Source organism: Acidobacteriota bacterium (genome assembly GCA_028874215.1).
Classification (GTDB): domain Bacteria; phylum Acidobacteriota; class UBA6911; order RPQK01; family JAJDTT01; genus JAJDTT01.
Map to the genome: position 1 here is coordinate 1 of JAPPLF010000048.1, position 18470 is coordinate 18470.

At 61.1% G+C, this 18470-nt stretch carries 13 protein-coding genes; 10 read left to right on the forward strand and 3 right to left on the reverse strand.

Features of this window, described 5'->3' with window-relative positions; genetic code table 11:
• Positions 1–532 precede the first annotated feature (532 nt).
• Complete coding sequence (locus OXT71_08950) at positions 533–718, forward strand: hypothetical protein (GenBank protein MDE2926510.1); 186 nt, start codon at positions 533–535, stop codon at positions 716–718.
• Entirely contained in the window at positions 715–882 is a 168-nt protein-coding gene (locus tag OXT71_08955; GenBank protein ID MDE2926511.1) for a hypothetical protein, read from the forward strand. The genes OXT71_08950 and OXT71_08955 overlap by 4 nt, the downstream gene beginning before the upstream one ends.
• A 224-nt stretch (positions 883–1106) precedes the next feature.
• On the opposite strand, the gene OXT71_08960 is transcribed toward OXT71_08955, so the two are convergent.
• On the reverse strand, positions 1107–3473 hold the full coding sequence (locus OXT71_08960; protein MDE2926512.1) for an ATP-binding protein: 2367 nt from the start codon (positions 3471–3473) through the stop codon (positions 1107–1109).
• Between the two features lie 418 nt (positions 3474–3891).
• Between OXT71_08960 and OXT71_08965 the strand changes: the two genes are divergently transcribed.
• The 6 genes from OXT71_08965 (at position 3892) to OXT71_08990 (ending at position 7664) form a co-directional block, all read left to right on the forward strand.
• Positions 3892–4095 carry a hypothetical protein gene (locus OXT71_08965; protein ID MDE2926513.1) on the forward strand — a complete coding sequence of 68 codons (204 nt, stop codon included), beginning with the start codon at positions 3892–3894 and terminating at the stop codon, positions 4093–4095.
• A 1303-nt stretch (positions 4096–5398) separates the two neighbouring features.
• On the forward strand, positions 5399–5554 hold the full coding sequence (locus OXT71_08970) for a hypothetical protein (GenBank protein MDE2926514.1): 156 nt from the start codon (positions 5399–5401) through the stop codon (positions 5552–5554).
• Entirely contained in the window at positions 5547–5777 is a 231-nt protein-coding gene (locus OXT71_08975; protein MDE2926515.1) for a hypothetical protein, read from the forward strand. The genes OXT71_08970 and OXT71_08975 overlap by 8 nt, the downstream gene beginning before the upstream one ends.
• Positions 5778–5935: 158 nt before the next feature.
• On the forward strand, positions 5936–6226 hold the full coding sequence (locus tag OXT71_08980; protein ID MDE2926516.1) for a hypothetical protein: 291 nt from the start codon (positions 5936–5938) through the stop codon (positions 6224–6226).
• An 855-nt stretch (positions 6227–7081) separates the two neighbouring features.
• Positions 7082–7303, forward strand: a complete 222-nt coding sequence (locus tag OXT71_08985) for a hypothetical protein (GenBank protein MDE2926517.1) — start codon at positions 7082–7084, stop codon at positions 7301–7303.
• Between the two features lie 94 nt (positions 7304–7397).
• On the forward strand, positions 7398–7664 hold the full coding sequence (locus OXT71_08990) for an integration host factor subunit beta (GenBank protein ID MDE2926518.1): 267 nt from the start codon (positions 7398–7400) through the stop codon (positions 7662–7664).
• 195 nt (positions 7665–7859) lie between these two features.
• Here the strand turns inward: OXT71_08990 and OXT71_08995 are convergent, their stop codons facing one another.
• The gene (locus tag OXT71_08995) at positions 7860–8009 is read right to left on the reverse strand and encodes a hypothetical protein (protein ID MDE2926519.1); all 150 of its coding nucleotides are present in this window, start codon (positions 8007–8009) and stop codon (positions 7860–7862) included.
• A gap of 420 nt (positions 8010–8429) precedes the next feature.
• Here OXT71_08995 and OXT71_09000 point away from each other — a divergent pair, with 420 nt between their 5' ends.
• Together OXT71_09000 and OXT71_09005 are read left to right on the forward strand one after the other, a co-directional pair.
• The gene (locus tag OXT71_09000) at positions 8430–11720 is read left to right on the forward strand and encodes a DUF1588 domain-containing protein (protein MDE2926520.1); all 3291 of its coding nucleotides are present in this window, start codon (positions 8430–8432) and stop codon (positions 11718–11720) included.
• A gap of 44 nt (positions 11721–11764) precedes the next feature.
• A complete protein-coding gene (locus OXT71_09005; GenBank protein ID MDE2926521.1) occupies positions 11765–13072 on the forward strand; it encodes a DUF1501 domain-containing protein in 1308 nt (435 codons plus the stop codon).
• 1110 nt (positions 13073–14182) lie between these two features.
• Here the strand turns inward: OXT71_09005 and OXT71_09010 are convergent.
• The gene (locus OXT71_09010) at positions 14183–17443 is read right to left on the reverse strand and encodes a M60 family metallopeptidase (protein ID MDE2926522.1); all 3261 of its coding nucleotides are present in this window, start codon (positions 17441–17443) and stop codon (positions 14183–14185) included.
• Positions 17444–18470 lie beyond the last annotated feature (1027 nt).

Sequence of the window (18470 nt, forward strand, 5' to 3'; positions counted from 1 at the left end):
GCGAGGTGGTCGAGGCGGCGCTGGCGCATGTGGTGAAGAACAAGGTGGAGGCGGCGTACCGCCGCACGGACCTGTTCGAGCGGCGTCGTCGGCTCATGGAGGACTGGGCGAGCTATCTGGCCGGCGGGAGTCGGCCTCGGGCGTCCGGCCGGCTCCGTTGATCCGCCGTGGTGGTCCTCCCGGCAGGCTTCGGGATCTGGCGTTCGAGCCGGCTTCCTGGAGGTCGATCTTGACCGCTGAAAAGTAGGGTTCGGTGTCGATCCGGGAGTGTAAGGGAGACAAAGGACGCGAGTTCCATCCCGGAAGCCTTTTGACTTACACCTCCGATTTCCTTGATCTCTTTGTCGCTCATGCAGTTACGGCCGCATTCCCGGCTTCGCCGCGCCCGCACGGGGAAAGCGGAGGTGGAAGGGAGCGACCCCCCCTTTTTCCTGCCCGGTGCGGGCGCGGGGGTGTTGCGCAATTTACATCTGCGCAACACCCCCTGGGGGGTCGCTCCCTTCCAAAATATCCCTGTCGGGAAGGCCACAAAATGACACTCGTAACGGGCAAGATGGGACGCATGAGCGTCCCCGACATCCACGAGGAACGACTGAAGACGCTCAGGAAGCAGGCGGTGGACCGGCTTCGAAGACGTCACTCCCATCGCTGCCCGAACTGCCCCCGATGCGGGGAATTCTGCGAGTCGGGGCACTGGCGCCGGTCGAGACGTCGATGAGCTTCGAGCGAACCTGCGCCGGATGCCAAGACTTTCGAGTCGGTCCAGGTGAGCAGCACTGCGAACGTTGCGGGGGTTTCACCGAGACCCTCTGGCGGTGGATGGAGGCGCCCCCCTGCGCCCGGTGCGGACGGGACACCCGGATCGTGGACCCCCTTGTGTGAGCGTTGCCAGCGCGCCCTGCGGGCGGCGCGCTATCGGGAACGGGCCGAGAAGAGGAACGGCCAAATCAGACTCTGGTGAGATACAGACCCCGCTCCCTGATCCGAAGGATCAGGAACCGGAAACACGGTCCAGGAGAAGCCGGCGGGACGCCTTCAGGAGACATCAGGCTCCGATGAGTTGGACCTCTCGTAATCTCTTGGGAGCCCCCGCAAATCGGGCACCGTCACTGATTCGTTTGCTTGGGCATGCGGTAGCCAACTCGCCGCTCGGTCATGATGTAGTCAGGCTTGGACGCGTCATCGCCCAGCTTGCCGCGGAGTCTCTTCACCAAGGCGTGCACCACCCGACGGTCGGTGGTTTCCTGCGTGGTCCAGACTTGTCGCAGCAGCGAATCGTAGGTCAGGATCCGGCCCGCATTCACCGACAGGACCCGGAGCAACTCGTATTCGGTCGCCGTCAGCCGCACCGGTTGGCCGGCCACCGTCACTTGCCGGTTCTCGTAGTGGATGGCCAACTCCCCCAACCGGAACGATTCGGACGATCCGTATCGCCGGCGCAGCGCCGCCCGAACTCTCGCGGACAGTTCCGTCGTGGAGAAGGGTTTGACGATGTAATCGGCGGCACCCATCTCCAAGGCCCTTGAGATCGTCTCGTCCCCCTTGTAGCCGGAGATGAAGATGACCGGCAGGTCCGCCATCTCGGGAACGTCCTGCATCAACTCGATCCCGTCCCGCCCCGGCAGCACGAGGTCGAGCACGACCAGCTCGGGCCGCTCCGTCCGGATCAAGCCCGGCACCTCCCGAGCGTCGCCGGTCACCACCGGCGAATAGCCGGCCGCCGAGAGCGCATCCCGAACGTAGCGCAGCGTCTGAGGATCGTCGTCGACGACCAGGATGCGGGTTCGCTCCCGGTCCGTGCGCGACGAGTAGGACGCACTTTTGTCGAAGCCCGTCGCGGCGCCGGCCCCCGCTTTCTCTGCGACCGGAATCGTGAAGGTGAACCGGGCGCCCAGACCGTCCCCCTCACTCTCGGCCCAGATGCGCCCGCCGTGGGCCTCCACCAGTCCCTTGCAGATGGCCAGACCCAGCCCGGACCCCCGAATCCCGCGATCGCCGTCCACACGCACATGCTTGCGGAACACATGCGGCAGCAGGTCCGCCGGCACCCCCCGGCCTTCGTCCGTGATCGAGACTGCCACGTGGACCTCCTCGTGCACGGCGGCGATCTGAATGGGAGCCGACTCGGGTGAGTACCGGGCCGCGTTGGCAAGGAGGTTGTTGATGACCTGCACGATCCGTTGCCGGTCGGCCATCACCCGTGGGAGATCGCGCGGCAGGTCAATGTGGACGGCGTGCCGGTCCCCGCCGCTGAGAAACGTGCTCCTGGCCTGCTCGACCATGCCGGCCAGGTCTTCCGACTCCGGGGAGACCGACAGCGTGCCCGTCGTGATGTGGCCCGCATCCAGCAGGTCGCTGATCACGCCGCGCATGTGATCGGCCTGCTCGTCGATGATGCGAATGATCTGGAGGATCTCGGCCAGGTTCGGCGTTGGCCGGGTACTTAACACCGTGGAGGTGGAGCCCTTGATCGAAATCAGCGGAAACCGCATCTCGTGGCTGACCATGCCCAGGAACTCGGCTCGCATCCGCTCCAGTTCCTCGATGGGCGCCATATCCTGCAAAGTGACGACCACGGATTCGACGGTGCCGTCCTCCCCGCGCACCGTCGTGGCGTTCACCAGCGTGGTGATGCTGCGGCCGTCGGGAACCTTGAGCACGATCTCCTCGGCACGCACCGTCGTGGCGCTGCTCATGATCTGTGCCAGGGGGAACTCCGTGAAGGCGATCTCCCGCCCGTCGGCCCGGCGGCAGGTCACGATCTCCGGAAGCTTCTCCATGGGGCGCCCCGGCATACTCAGGCCCCCGACAATGCGTTTCGCCTCCCGGTTGAGCGACACCACGTCCCCCGTCTTTGCGTCGAAGACCACGACACCTACGGGCGAGGTGTCGATCAGGGCTGCCAGGTCGGCCCGGGCCCGCCGCTCGTCCCGGTGCCTGCGGGCGTTGACGACCGCTGCCGCCGCCTGCGACGCGAACAACACCAAGACCTCTTCGTCCTCGCTCGTGAACTTCTCTCCGCCAGCCTTCGCCGCGAGATAAAATCCTCCGACGTCCACGCCCCGATGGCGCATCTGGGTCCCCAGCAAATTCGGCGACAGGATCACCGCCTGAGGAGAATAGCCGAGCGAGTCGATGTAGCCGGACAGGTCTTCCAGCCGCACCGGTCCCGGAAGTTGCTGCAGGTGTTCGACGAAATTCAGACCGTCCGTCCAGGCCAGCAACTGCTGATGCTGCTCCGGGGTGAATCCGAAGGTGGTGTAATCCTGCGGCTGCCCCGCCTCGTCGACGGTCATGATCGTGCCGTAGCGGGCCCCGGTCAGCGCGCAGGCGCTCTCAACGATCTCTTGCAGGACAGTGCTGACGTCGAGGCTCGCGGTGATCCGCAAGGTTGCCGCAATGGCGTCGTTGAGCGTGGAGATGCGGTCCCGCAGCACTTCGTTCTCTTGTCTTAGTTCGTCGTGACTCGGCATTTACCCCTCCTTGTCGAACCCTACTAAGAAACCCGGCTCAGAGTCCCCCGGCCTCGACTCGATCCCGGAGCCGGGTTGGAGACGCAACGGGCTCTGCGGGATAAGGATAGCAACTGAGCGCAAAATATCATAACAATATCAGTAGATACGCTCATATTGTCATTCTGTAATCACTTCTTGGTGATACCCTTCTGGTCTGCTGGCATCCAGTGTTGTGGAGATCATTCACGGTAAGGGGTCTTTCGCAGAGCACCCCTCATGCATTCCGGGCGGTAATCGCTCCCAAACGGGAGAGTCTGTCACTCCCTCTCCCGGAGCGATGTCGGGGGGCGGGTTTCTCTCTTGTTTCGTCCGCCCCTTTGATGATCACCGACTTGGGCCAGACTTCGATCCCACGAAGAGCGGGATGGAAAGACCGATGCAACCAAAGGGGGATGAGATACGAAGGTTCCAAATCGAACTGGCGAGACACATCTACGAGCCGAACAAGACTGAACTGGAGGAGGAGTTCGATCTGGACGTTCCCGGAGACACGGCCGTGGCGAAGGTCAGGCGGATGACCCATGCCAGGGTCCGCCCGGTCAATGCGCGTCTTAAATCAAAGCCGGAGAACCGATGGTGAGGGGTTCCAAGGGCCGGTGCCGGTCCGATGGTCGGGCGAATATCATCAGTTGCTGCAACTACGCGTACGTGTGCGCACCGGCCCCTGGAACCTTCGTATGTAAGCCCGATGAAGAGGCCCTGGAGGTTTCGGGTCTGGCTTTCTCCATAGTTGCTCAGTCCCAACACCAGACGCGGCAATTCACCACCCGATGCCCGCCACCACTGAGAAATGGCGATTGTTGCCTACTTGCTGGTCGCTCACACCTGGGCCACGTTGCTCCCATGGTGGCTCTGGGTCTGCTGGTCGATCCTGGATCGATCCTTCGAGTGGCGCTACCTCGTCGGCGGCGTATTGCCGTTGGCCCTCTGGGCCGGATACAGAACCATCTTCGGCCGAGTCGAACCCGCTTTGACGACGAGCAGCCTCCAAAGCGCCACCAGAATCGTGACCGTGGCAGTAAGTACATTCGAGCCAAGCCCAGGAACCAATGCAGGGATGCCCGTTAGAAGTCCATCTACCCCAGAGAGACGGAAAATGAGCAAGGACAACAGCGAGGGCACGCCGAACCGGATTTACAGCGGGACACTCTTGGCTCCGGTGTTCGTTGGCGCCAGCGATGACCCGTACCACCCGATCGAGCTTCGGATCGGTCTGCAAAGTCGGAATCGAATCGGATACAGGGCCGGATCGCCCAGGTGGGCGAAACTTTCACTCTCTCAGGCCCGAGCGCTAGCGTACTCACTCTTGGCGATAGGGGAGGAACTCGAGAAGGACGCTGAGTAAATGAAGTCCCTGACGGAAAAGGACGACGGAACCATCGGCCTTGCCCTGACGATCCCCATATCGCTCCCCTGGCGGCTTGCCTACAAGGTGATCGGCGTTGGGCGTACGGCCTGTTCTCAATTTAATGGATCTGGATGGCAAGTCATCGCACTTACATGGGTCAGCGTCAGTCGTGCAATTCCGAATCTCTTCCTGCGCCGGAGGGATGTCCGAGGGGGGCGGTTTCCGATCACGCCGCCCCCCCGGGTACTGAGTTGGGAAGAGAGGCTTGCCATGGAGGCACTTCAAGAGAGAATCGCAGTTGGAGTTGACAGATTCCGACGCGATCGATTTCCGAGTGATCGAGGTTCTTGGAGCACTGGCCCGGCGTTGGGTTCGGTGGTCTCTCTTTCCCCCCGTTGTGTAGTCAAGTCTAAAATTCCAGATAAAAAGGAGCGGCGTGTAAGGAATCCTGTGGCGGCGGAGTGGAACAGTCTCCTCCAGAAGCCTTCCCCGACCAATCACCAATACACGGGGCTCCGTCGCCGGAGCTGAAAGCATGGAGGCATTGCGCGAATTCATTGTCGGTGCCGTAACGTTCCTGCTCCTGGTGCTCATTGCCGCGGTCGTGATCGGGGGCATCATGCTTACCCTATGGGGAATCGTTACGTGGATCCGGCCGGTGCGCGAGGAAAGGAAGTTGGGTGATGAGTGAGTTCACCAGCTTCATTCACAGCACCATCGTATTCGTGAACATCTGGTGGCATGTTCTCTGGATCCTCTTTCTCCTGCTGCTGATTGCCGTTTCCCACCTGCTCATCATTCGACGTTGCCGGACCATCGACGGCCGAGTCAAGGAGTTGGTCCAGCACCAGAGGAATCTCGAAGCTTGGATGGAGTCTGTCCGGGACGCCCTTGTGGACGGACTCCGCAAGTAATAGCTCCCACATGGGGAAGGGGTTTCGTTCCCGTTTCCTTCTTCCCCGGAGCGATGTCGGAAGGTGGGGATTAGTCGAGGCCCCGCCCCCTCGACCAAATTGGAGTGAACCTCTGGCATCCATCTTCCATCTTGAATGAGTGGAAAGGAGAGAAACTGATGAAACCGTACATTCCAATCGTCGCCCTGGTCGTCTTGCTGGGAGTTGCCGCCGTCGCGGTCGCGGTCCATGAGAAAGAGATGGTCCAGCCGGAAGAAGCCGTTGTCGTCCTTGGGTCTGGCGAAGGCCCCTGGCGTCTGTTCGAGAGCGAACACGGCCTGTTTTTCTACAACCAGCAATCGGCACAAGTGTGGCGCTATCTCGATACCGAGGGGGCGTTCCTCACCGTCGAGATCGAAGAGGACGTGACGGCCTCCAGTGCGTCCAACCCAGGCAGCCCTGAGAAATAGCGGTTCCCGGCCCTCCGCCTTGTCCCTTCCGGGCAACCGTGGCAGTCAGAATCCCAGGGGACAGAGTCCCATCCATGCTCTCTCCCCTGGGAGCCGGGGACCTGCGCATTTTCCCCGGCTCCCGATGGATTCTCCATCTCCCTTTAAGCACCTTCGGAGCCACCCCGGCAAACAGCCACAACGAGGCACTCAGCCCGACGAGATGGCGAGATCCAGGATTCTCTCTATCGGGTCGTGATCTCGGTGGACCCCCCGGCAAGGTTTCGGGGAGTTTTCCGGTGTCGTCCAGGATCCGCCGCGATGCGCCGCCGGAGCGGGGAATTCTCCAAATGGGCGCAGTCCGTGTGGTCTGCGAACTCTGCACCATCAAGTTGATTTAATTCGCGTTTCCGTAAGCGATCCAGCTCACGCGGCTCGATTCCCACGGCGGCTCGGCGGCCCGCCCTGAAGCGGGTGGTCGAGCTGTAACCAGAGGCGGAAGGTCGCTCCTTCCAAGTCGTGTTTGACAGGTGAACGCACTTGGCCGTCGCAAGGGCTTATGGGGCTCGTTTCGGCAATGCGTGAAGGGGTCTCGCGCCGGTCCGGGAGTGTGAATGGGACACGCCGGGTGGATTCACAAAAGGCGGTCCCGACGATTCACAAATCCACTTTCCCCGATCTCTTTGCCTCTCATGCAGTTGCGGCCACATTCCCGGCTTCGCCGTGCCCGCACGGGGAGATCGGAGGTGGACGGGAGCGCCCCCCCCTTTTTCCTGCCCGGTGCGGGCGCGGGGGTGTTGCGCCATTCACATGTGCGCAGCACCCCCTGGGGGGGAGGTCGCTCCCGTCTCATTATCCCTAGCGGGAAGGCCACGAATGACACCGGTGACGGGCAAGATCGGACGCGTGAGCGCCCCCGGCATCCACGATCAACGGCTGGAGGCCCTCACGAAGCCGGCGGTGGAGAGGCTCCGCATTCGCCGCGCCTTCCGCTGTCCGGACTGCGGCGAATCGACGAAGGGGCGGCGGGTGATCCGGTTCCCCTTTCTCGTCTCCGACCGGTCCTCCCGGAAAAGTCCACTTCCGACTCCAGATTGACTTCTCACTTGCGGAGCCTGAACCGAACCTTGACATCCCGAACCGATGCCCAATATAAGACAACGGCTGGCACCTCAGGGGGCATTTCCAAGCTGTGATCAAACAAGACATTGTGTCACGCGTCTCCGAAAAGGTGGGCTTGACCAAGGTGAGGTCCGAAGAGGCCATCGATACCGTGCTGGAGGTGTTGAAGCGCGCCCTGAAGCATGGGGAACGCATTGAGTTGCGGGGTTTTGGAGTCTTGCTGGTCAAGCCGCGCAAGAGTGGCATCGGCCGCAACCCCAGGACGGGAGCCGTGGTCCCCATTCGTCCCGGCAAGACCGTTCGCTTCAAACCCGGGAAAGAAATCCGCCCCGGCTGACCGCCCTGCCTCCGGACGAGTCCTCCGTCAGTGACGGAACGTCCTCCCCAAGACAAGAACCGGCCGGCTCCGGTGCCGGAAAAGCCCCGTTTCAAGCTGGCCTTGCCCGACAGGGCGGATTTCCTCGTATGGCCGAACTTCCTTCTCGGAATCCCCTATGCGATCAGCGTCCCGGCGATTCTCCTGCCTCACGAATTAGGATAGACGCCAAGCCCTCTCGACGACCTCTTGCAGTACGGTTCGGACGGCGATGCTCACGCTGACCCACAGGATGGCGGCGCTGAGCCTGGAAATGCGATCCCGTAGCGCCTCGTTCTCGCGCCTCAGTTCGCCGGGCCTCGGCATTCGCCTCTCCCTGTCGGATCCCACTACAAAACCCGGCTCAATGTACCCATGCACTGACACGATCCCAGAGCCGGGTTTGGAGCAATCGGACGCTACGGGCCAATGAGAGCGCCTTCGGACAAAGTATCATAGAAATGTCAGATAATAGCCCCATATTATCAGTCTATAATCAGTTCTACTATATGCATTCCCGCCTTCTTCACGATAAACTTTAACGTTATCGGGTCATCCAGTGCCGTGAAGATCATTCATTGCAATGCGTCGTCCAAGACAATTCTTCGGAAACCGGTTGGAGCAGAGAGAGCGATCCCCCCTAAGTCCGTGCAGTAGGGAGCTGTTTCCGTCGGTCCGGCCGCGACGGCGGAGTCAGACAAGCCTTCCCAACATTCAGCATCGAACCTCTACTGCAACAGGAGCCGAATGAACGTTGTTAAACAGGTGACCTATGCGTTGCTGATTCTGGCGACGATCGGCGTCGGCATGGGATTCCAGAGATCCGGTCCGATGTCGTCTTCCGCTCAGGAGGGAGACCGGACCTGGTCCAAGCACCGGGCCTACGAACAGCAGCGCAGCCGGGCGCACCGGCGCATGAAAAACACCATGTATGCGTCCACGCCGGATCGCGTGGACGTGACCGTCATGTGTCCTGCCCTGAGGGATGGCCGACGGGGGCCGCCGATTACCCTGGACTGGCGCGGGGCCTTCCTGATGTCCGATGCCACGAGGTATTCCGCCAAGTCCGATGAGGTGGAATCGGCGCTGGACTTTTTCCTGAACAACATCTCCGGCCCCATCGTGCAGGCGAAGTGTATCAACTGCCATGTGGAAGGCGGGGTGTCCGGACACACGCGGCTGGTGTTCCAGTCCTCTTCGAACCCCGATCATGGGACCCTCAATCTGGCTACGATCCGGAACCTCCTGTCCTCAGTAGAGGACGGAGCCGAGTTGATCCTGAACAAGATCCAGGGCGTGGGCCACGGCGGGGGCGTGCAGGTAGCCGCCGGGACCGCTGACTTCGCCAACATGGAGCGCCTACTGGAGCTTCTGGGATACGGCGACGGTTCGAGTCCCGACGTGACGCCGGAGACGTTGTTCGACACCGTCACCATGGCGTCGCTGGGGAGGACTCTCCGCCGGGCGGCACTGATCTTCGGCGGGAAGATCCCGACCCGGGAGGAACGCGAGGCCGTCGACAACGGCACGGAGGAAGAGTTGAGGGCTGCGATCCGTGGGCTGATGACGGGACGGGGATTCCACGAGTTCCTGATCCGGGCGAGTAACGATCGGTTGTTGACAGATAGGCACCTCAGTAATCAACCGCCCATTGCTGTGAGGTTTTCTAATTTCGTCGACTTGGTCAATTTGCATTGGAAGAAATCCCTGGAGGCGTTCGAGAAAGGATACGAAGACCGTTGGGACGATCCAGAGTATGGAAAGTGGATAGACAGGATCTACTTCGGAGCCGCACGCGCCCCCTTGGAACTGATCGCGCACGTAGTGGAAAACGATCTTCCGTATACCGAGATCTTGATGGCCGACTACATCATGGCGAATCCGATGGTGTCCGAGGGCTATGGCGCGTCGATACAATTCGACGATACCGAAGATCCGCTGGAGTTCAAACCTTCAGAAATTGTCAGCTACTACCGGGACGACGAGTCCAAGGTTATAGAGAGCAGGACAGACATCGGAGATCATGTGCTCGATCCCGGCAATCTGAGTACGGACTACCCCCACGCGGGGATTCTCAATACGACCGTGTTCCTGCGGCGGTACCCCACGACTCCCACCAACCGTAACCGCGCCCGGTCGCGTTGGACCTACTATCACTTCCTCGGGCTGGATATCGAGAAGTCGGCCTCGCGTACGACCGACCCCGTTGCGCTCGCCGACACCGACAACCCGACCATGAAGAATCCCGCCTGTACGGTCTGCCATCGCGTCATGGATCCGGTGGCCGGGACCTTTCAGAACTACGGAGAAGACGGGGAATATCGAGATGAATGGGGAGGGCTGGACTCCCTGGACAAATTCTACAAGGACCCGCCGGACGGTAGTTACACGCCCTATCAATATGGCGATTCCTGGTACCGAGACATGCGCGAGCCGGGGTTTGCCGGGGAGGTTGCGCCCAACTCGGAAAACAGCCTTCAGTGGTTGGCCGAGCGGATCGTCGCCGACGACCGGTTTGCCGAAGCGACGGTGAAGTTCTGGTGGCCGGCGATCCTGGGCGTCGAAGTCGCGGAGCCCCCGGAGGACAGGAATGACAATGACTTCGAGGCGATGCTGGTCGCCTCCAACGCCCAATCCGCAGAGGTGCAGCGACTCGCGGAGGCGTTCCGAACGGGCATTGCGGGTGGGAAGCCCTACAACCTGAAGGACCTACTGGTAGAGATCGTGCTCTCTCCCTGGTTCCGCGCCGAGTCGATCAAGGACGATGATCCGATGCGGATGGCGGCACTTCGAAACGCTGGTGCCGAAAGACTGCTCACGCCGGAAGAGCTGGCTTGGAAGACTCAAATGCTCACCGGGTACGGTTGGGGACGATATATCAATTCTCCGGGTTTCGAAAAAACTACTCTGACTGGAGACCGCAACGAATATGGTTTGCTTTATGGCGGGATCGACTCGGATGCCGTTACCGAACGGACGGATGACGTCACGGCAGTAATGGCAGCGGTCGCACAGGTCCACGCCGCGGAAGTCAGTTGTCCCATCGTGAAACGCGAGTTCCGTCTCTTGCCGGACGACAAGCGGCGGCTCTTCAGCGGGATCGAAGAGCAGGTGTCTCCAGTTTCAGAGTTCTCCGGGACAGCCGTCATCGAGGCCGATTCGTGGAAGGAGCGGGAGACGAATTCATGGTCCGGTTTCCTGACCGTCGGGGACAAAAACCTGCGCCTCAGGTATCCGAACAATTATTGGGATCCCGAAACCGAACTCACCCGAGACTTGATTCTTGATGTAGCGATTGTTCGCGATCAGGCGGGTACGATTGTCTCACAGGTCGAATTTGAGACTCTGCCCGAGGTCATCCTTTGGGACACGCCGAGAGACGAGCGGGAATCCGGGTGCGAAGTGTATCACTACTACAACGAGGGGAAACGGCGGCCTGATGGGTATCGCGTCAACTGGTGCGACGGTTGGCTGGATATTCCCATTTCGATTCCTACGGATGGAAGTTACGAGATCGAAGTCGTTGCATTTCAGAGTCCGAAGGTGCCCGGTGAAGAAGACGCCAAGCTGGAGATGGTGGTCGAATCGGATTTCGAATCCTCGCAGGGTGCCAGGGCGATCCGCAACAAGCTGGTCGAACTGCACGAGAAACTCCTCGGAGTAGCGGTGACCACTGACTCGCCCGACGTGGACGCGGCGTTCCAGTTGTTCGTTGAAGTGTGGGCACGCGAGCGGGAATACGGGTCCGAAGATTGGGGCCTCCTCGTCGGTGAGTGCGAGGACGTCGCACCCGACAAGGTGTGCTATCCCACGTGCAGTAATACGGGACACATTGCAAATGGAGACATATTCTATTTTGAAGGAATCGTGGACGATGACCTCACTCAATACAACGAATGGGGCGAGTTGACCCTCAACGAGGATCGAGTCGAAGAAATACTCGATGACGCCGAGTTTCACGGAGAGAGTCCTGCGAGCCAAGCTTGGAGCGCAGTGCTGGCCTATTTTCTGACGGATTACCGGTACCTCTATCACTAAGGACCTGCTCGATCCACCATGTTCGTTGACCCCGGGGGAGAGGAATGAAACGACGCACTTTTGTCAAGAGGCTTTTGGCTGGCGCTGCCGGCACCGTTTCGGGATTCCAGTTGCCCTTCGCCAATGCTGCTGCCTACGACGGCAAGTTGTTCGTCTTCGTTCAGGCGGACGGTGGATGGGACCCGACGAGTTTTTGCGATCCGAAGGCGAATACGCCCGGGGAAAAGGTCATCAACCACTGGGCCGAGAACGGAGAGATCCGGCAAGTAGGCAATCTCTTCTACGCCGATTTCGCCAACAATTCGAGGTTCTTCGAGAAGTACTACGACCGGATGCTGATCATCAACGGCGTGGATGCACAGACGAATTCCCACACGGTTGGAATCGTCCACAACTGGAGTGGTCGATCCTCGGAAGGATATCCTAGCCTGACGGCACTGCTCGCCGCTCATCACGGGCCGGGCCTTTCGCTCTCCTATCTGAGTTTTGGAGGATTCGGTTTTACGGCCGGACTCACGCCGTTCACGCGCTTGTCTCGGGCGAAGTTGATCCCCAATATCGCTAACCCGGCGCACGGCGTCGCGGGGGAACGATACTTGCCGGTGCATTTCTTGCTGGAGAACTGGGGAACCATCAAGAGGTTCCGGGACGCCAACATCGCGCGGGTCGCCGCAACGCCGCACCTTTTGCCCCGAGCCGCCCGCAATCGCAGACTGTATCGAGCAGCTCTCTCGCCCGAAGCGACCGACGGGTTGAAAGCGTATGCCGCCCTCATTCCACCGAACGATGAGTTGGAGCAACCGGAGAAGTTCTCAAGCGGAGTCAACACCCACGAGAGCGAGCTGCGGCGTCAAGCGCAACTCGCGATCCTCGCTTTCAAGGCGAAGGTCGCGGTCAGTGCGGATCTCTTTCTGGGCGGTTTCGACACACACGCCAATCATGATCCGGAGCACAACTGGCTGTTGGGGAACCTTACGGATTCCGTCGATTTTCTGTGGGAGTACGCGGAAACCCACGGGGTGGCCGACCGCTTGGTAGTGGTGCTGGGTTCGGATTTTGGCCGCACCAACCACTACAACGTCGACGAGGGCAAGGACCACTGGCCGATTGGCAGCGTCATCGTAATGGAAAAGAACCAATCCTGGACCAATCGCGTCATCGGCGAGACCGACGCCCTGCACTTTGCGCACAGGATCAACCCGAGGACGCTACAGCGCGACGACGCCAATGGAACCATCGTCTACCCGAAGCACGTTCACAAGGCTCTGCGCCGGTACCTGGGAGTCGAGGACTCACTGGGAGCTCAGCGGTTCCCGTTCCACAACACCGAAGATTTTGCGTTTTTCGACTGATCTCCGCTTGGCGGCCCGGACGGAACAGGTTCGGAGCCGATCCTACCGGCTACCGAAGCAAGGAGGACGATCCCCATGAAGACGTTCCGGGAGAGATCTTTGACTCTGTCCGGTCTCGGCATCCTGTCCTGTGCTCGTTTCTGTCCCTGTTTTTCGTCGCCTCCGCCGTGGTCGTCCTCCCGACAGGCTTCGTGATATGGCGTTCGAGCCGACTTTCGGGAGGGTCGATCCTGACCGCTGAAAAGTGGCGTTCCGTGCCGATCGGGGAGTGCACATGAGACAACGCGGGGCATGTGCACAATGAGTGCTCTTCGACGTGCACGGCGACTTTTCTCTAACCTGATGTCCCCGTTCGGGTTACGGATCGCCTCGCGGCTCGGCGGTGCCGCTCGGGGAAAGCGGAGGTGGACGGGAGCGACCCCCCCTTTTTGCCTCCCGGATCGGCACTGTGGGGGCAGGCTGATGTGCACTCTCCGTGCCATCGCCTGGGGGGGTCGCTCCCGTCCAAAATATCCCTGCGGGAAGGCCTGTACCAAGACCTACTGGGGGATAAAAGGAGAGAGCGTCCATCAGGAACCGGCCTCCGCCGAGAACATCTGGATCTGGCTTCAAGGACTCGGCTCCAACTCCCCCCGCACAGTGGGGCGAAGACGATGGGATGTGAGCGGCGGGCTCGCGGATCCTGTCCCGCAGTCGACCGGATCCGGAGAAAAAAGACGTCCGTAGAAGGCCTACGTTGGCCGATCTCGGGATAATGAAGGGTTAGGGTATAGGCCTCTGAGCGACCTCCAGGCCCCGCCCGCGCAACGGCGAACTGGACAGCACGGAGGAGATCCAACAGACTGGCGGAGAGCAAGAAACGAAAGAACGAGTCACAGTTAGTGAGGGTCGAGGACTTCTACCGGCGCTGCCTCCAGGGGACAAAACCCCGGTTAGGCGAGCTTGCCTCCAAGCGTGGCTCGCGCGTCCAGAGGCGGCGGCTCGCCGGCGGGAAAAAGCGACCGCCCCTCTGGGATCGGCTCAGGGAACGATAATATACTTTATCGTAATCTAGTGTGCGTCCCTGACACCTCGGTATTCTCCGTTCGCCGCGACTGAAGGAGATTACTCCTAACGCGCCGGCGGAAAGCCGGGTGGCATCCACGCCGGCAGGTCGTTGATCGAGTCCCGCGCTGCTTGCGATGTCGGGACACCCCAAGTCTCGAAGAACGGGCCGAGGTTGCGGCCCACCTGTTGTGAAAAGCGCACCAGCCACTGGTCACGCTTCTCATCATCGTTCTTCGGCCGCTCCTCGTTCGATAGAGCTCGGTATGTGGTGAATACCTGCCGGTAGGCGTCCCAGCCAAATGCCTGCTGCATCTGCGCATACATGATCAGAGCCAGGAACGGCTCGCGCTTCCACAGCTCGAAGTCCGGATCATCGAAGTCGTAGAGTGCCATCCACTCGGCCCGGGAGAGGTGGGATCCGCGCCAGCGCTCGGTCGGAGGGATCCCGCACAGGAACTCGTAGACGTAGAGCGTGAACAGGTTGACGGTCACCTCGACCGTGCCATCGAATGTCCAGTCGGCGCTCTGGTGATTGTGGCCCACCTCGTGGAAGAAGCCCCAGTTGCCGTCTGAGCTCAGGCGTTCCGCATTCACCAGGTTGGCCTGCTGGTCCAGATGGGCCATCAGGGGATAGCCAGCGTGCATGTAGCCATGCGAAATCTGCCGATCGACGACGAACCGCTCCGGGCTTGAGCGGGCAGACGCCAGCCAGGCGGCCAGCTCCGCGCTCAGGTCGAGCACACGGTCCCAGGTTTCTGCTACGGCTACTGGATCGTCGAGGCCGCGCACCTCGCTTGCGTCCGTCGTGACGATCATGTTCCGGCCCACGATCTCCGCCCACGGTGCGGGCGCATGGCGGATCTCGTTGCGCCACGCGGCCGGATCCGTCTCGCCCAGCACGAATCGGGGCGCCGCCACGGCACCCTCGATCTTAACGGCGATGCTCCCCAGGTCCGCGTCGTCCGGAACTTCAAGGTAGATCATACCGCCGAAAGCATTGGCGACACGGGTCATCGTCTCAGAGATGGCAAAATGGCGACTGATCTCGGGCATTCGCTTCCACTCGGGCCGCGGCCAGATGCCGTCAGTGTGGGCGCCCACACGCACATGGAAACCGCCGGCCTCGGCCGCCTCGGCCGGCACCGTCACCGTGACCAACTCGCCCGGAGCGGCGTAAAGGCCAGTGGAGTGCCAACGGGGCACGGTGGTGTCGATGGTGAGGTTACGCGTGTGGCGCGTGGCGTCGTCCGGGACGGAGCCGGGGAAGTCGGCGGCTGCAGGATGCTCATGCACGGACTCGGGGGGAGTGCGGCGATGCTCGATCGCGAAAAACGCAGCGGCCACTCGGTCAATCACATCGGCCCTCCTCACCGGTCGCTCCGCCGAGGGCCAGTCGGCATTTTCGGCCAGCCTGGTCAGGCGTGGCGCAAGCAGTGTGTCGTCGGGAGGCAGGGAGCGGGCGGTACGCAACAGGCTGTCGAGCGCTTGGTCAATCTCCGGTTGGGTCAGTGTGCGTCTGCCGGCTACGTGTGCCTCAGCCGCATCGAGCGCCGAGCCGGCATGGGTCAGGTCATGGGGCTGTCCGTCGACGGCATAGCCCTTCGGTGACGTGCGTGAAAGATAGTCGTCAGCCCACTGTATGCCGACGGGCGCGAGCAGCCGATTTCCAGGGTGGTCGGTGACGAGATCTCTGTCCGGGTGCAAATACCGTGCCCAGGCCCAACCGACGGAGACCGTCACGAGACCGCCATGGCCGCGCACGAAAGTTGACAGCGCTTCGATTTCCGGATCACTTTGATTCCACATTTTCACCGCAACGACATCGACCGTTCGCAGCGACTCAGGTGTCAGCCCGACTGCGACGGCATCGTGTCCGGTCTCCGTCAGCCAGGCACGCAACTCGGAAGCCCCTACAACACCGATGCGGGGACGTGCGGAAGCGGTCTCCCCGGCGGCCCAATGAAACGCGTTCATCATCAGGCTTCCTGTATCCGCCGTCTCAAGCGTGCTGCGGACGAAATAACCATCGTGACCCAGCGCGACGACGCGGCCGTCCTGCCAACGGGCGGCGGCGACGACCGGCGCACGCACCCCGGCCGAGGCATCGTCGCGCGGTGCACCGACGATCACCGGGAGGGCCTCGGGGCCGTAGACGCACAACAGACCGGGGACACCCGGAGAGGCAATCTCGGCCACGCCGTCTAGCAGGGTGTCGAGGTCATCGCCACCGCTGGGCAGCGGGATTACCGGGACCGCCGAGAGCGAACCCTGCCGCTTCCCGAAGCGCAGCCCGACGGGGGCGAAGGAGGAGTCATCCGCCGCCCGCAGGAACAAAAGCCCCCGAAAGTCCCTAAGAAATCCTTGATCGACTCCCTCCACATCGAACCACTCCGGGATGGTTCGTGCTCGTTGGTGAAAGCCCTCTCCGGGGATGACCGACCCTTCTAGAGGATCTCTCCCCTCTTCGTCCCTGAGGCGGAGTTCGAGCTCGGAGGATGAATCCGGTTTCAAGATGGCCAGTCCGGTGCCGATGTCGGTCGATTCTTCGACGAACAGCGCAAAATGATCTCCCAATTCGACCGGATCGACGCCCACCTCGATCCCCGTCAGGGAATTCCTGTAAGTCAGCAATCCAGCGACCACGACCGGATCGCTCTTGACCTCGATCCAGCCCCGCCGGATCATTCCCCCGCCAGCGCTTCTCAAAAGCCGACTGCCTAAGGCCGGAATCTCGAAACTGTTCTCGGAGTCGAAGAACCGCGAAACGGATTGGCCTGTTGAATCGTAGACTTCGACGACGACCGGAGCGCTCCGATCCGGGTTGAGGTTGCCGAGCACCAGCTGCACCGACCATCCTTCTCCCTCCACGTAGTCGGGAAAGTAAAGTGGATCCGCAGCCTGGGACGAATGCGAAGAATTTTGGCCCTCCGTTCCTCCCATGATCGGGATCACCGGGACTGCCGAGAGCGAACCCTGCCGCTTCCCGAAGCGCAGCCCAAGCGGTGCGAACGAAGAGCGAACTGCCGTTCGCAAAAACAGAAGGCCTCGAAAATCCCTGAGAATCTCCGGATCGGTCCCCTGGAACCATTCCGGAAGAGTCCAAGCTCGTTGTTGGAAATCTCCCCGGGTCAGAGCGTCGCCATGCGGGTCCATTCCCGCTTCATCACGGATTCGAAACTCGATCTCAGAGGAAGCCTCCGGCTTGAAGATCGCCAAGCCGGTGCCGATGCTGCTCGACTCCTCGACGAACAATGCGAAGTGATCTCTCAGCCGTCCCGGTTCGACGCCGACCTCGACCCCGGTTCCGGCGTCTCGATAGGTCAACAACCCCCGGACTGAAGCGGTCTCGCTCTTGACCTCGATCCAGCCCCGCCGGATCGCGCCCGCTCCGGTGCTTCTCAAGACTCGGCTGCCCCGAGCCGGAATCTCGAAGCGGGTCCCAGATTCGAAGAGCCCCGAAACCCTCTGGCCTTGGGGGTCGTAGGCGGTCACGACCACCGGTGCGTTCCGGCTTGGGTCCAGATTGCTGAGCGCCAGCTGTATGGACCAACCACCTCCATCCACGTAGTCGGGAAAGTAGAGCGTTGTCCCGGACGACGTCTGGTGTTGGATCGAGTCGCCGGAGGGAGGCTCGTTCTCCAGCGGCGGCATTGATCTTGGCGCTGCAGGCAGGGTGGACAACAGAAACCCCATCCCCAACCAGCCGTAGAGTTTCTTCATGGGAACGCTGCTCTTCCTCATTCGAATAGTCAGGATGATGCACGCCTGAACTTGGCGACGGTGGGAAGCTTACTCAGGAGGAAACGTGGACACAACCCATCCCATCCTTATCCAGGAGGGGCTCATTGTCGGATTCCATTACCCTGTCTTTTTTCTTCGCTGAGACTCAGGGTCAGAATCTCAGAACTGGCTGAAATGGGTTTTCGCTCTGGAGCCCCTCGGCCCCCCGGAGTCGGCAAGGCCCTGGAGAGCATCCGTTAACTGAAATTAACGGACTCCCTGCGGGAAAGAATAGAGATTCGGTGGTTCTCTCTGGAGCCGTCGTGCGATTCCTCCCACGGCGAAGAACCCGGATCCAGAATGGAAAAGATGCATGGGCATACACCGGGTGCGCTTCACCGACCTCCACGCTTGGCGGCTTGATCTGGAGTTGAAGCTCGAAACCCGTCCATGGAGTCCACGGACCTCCGATACGGTCGAATGGAATCCCGTTTAGAACGTGGGATGTAATGAGGGAATCTGTTCGGGAGAACAGATAATAACTATAATTATTTCAACACTTACGAGATTACATCCGTGGACGCAGGGAATACAGCACTCCGTCCAGTTGGGGGATGGGGTGTCGGCGACG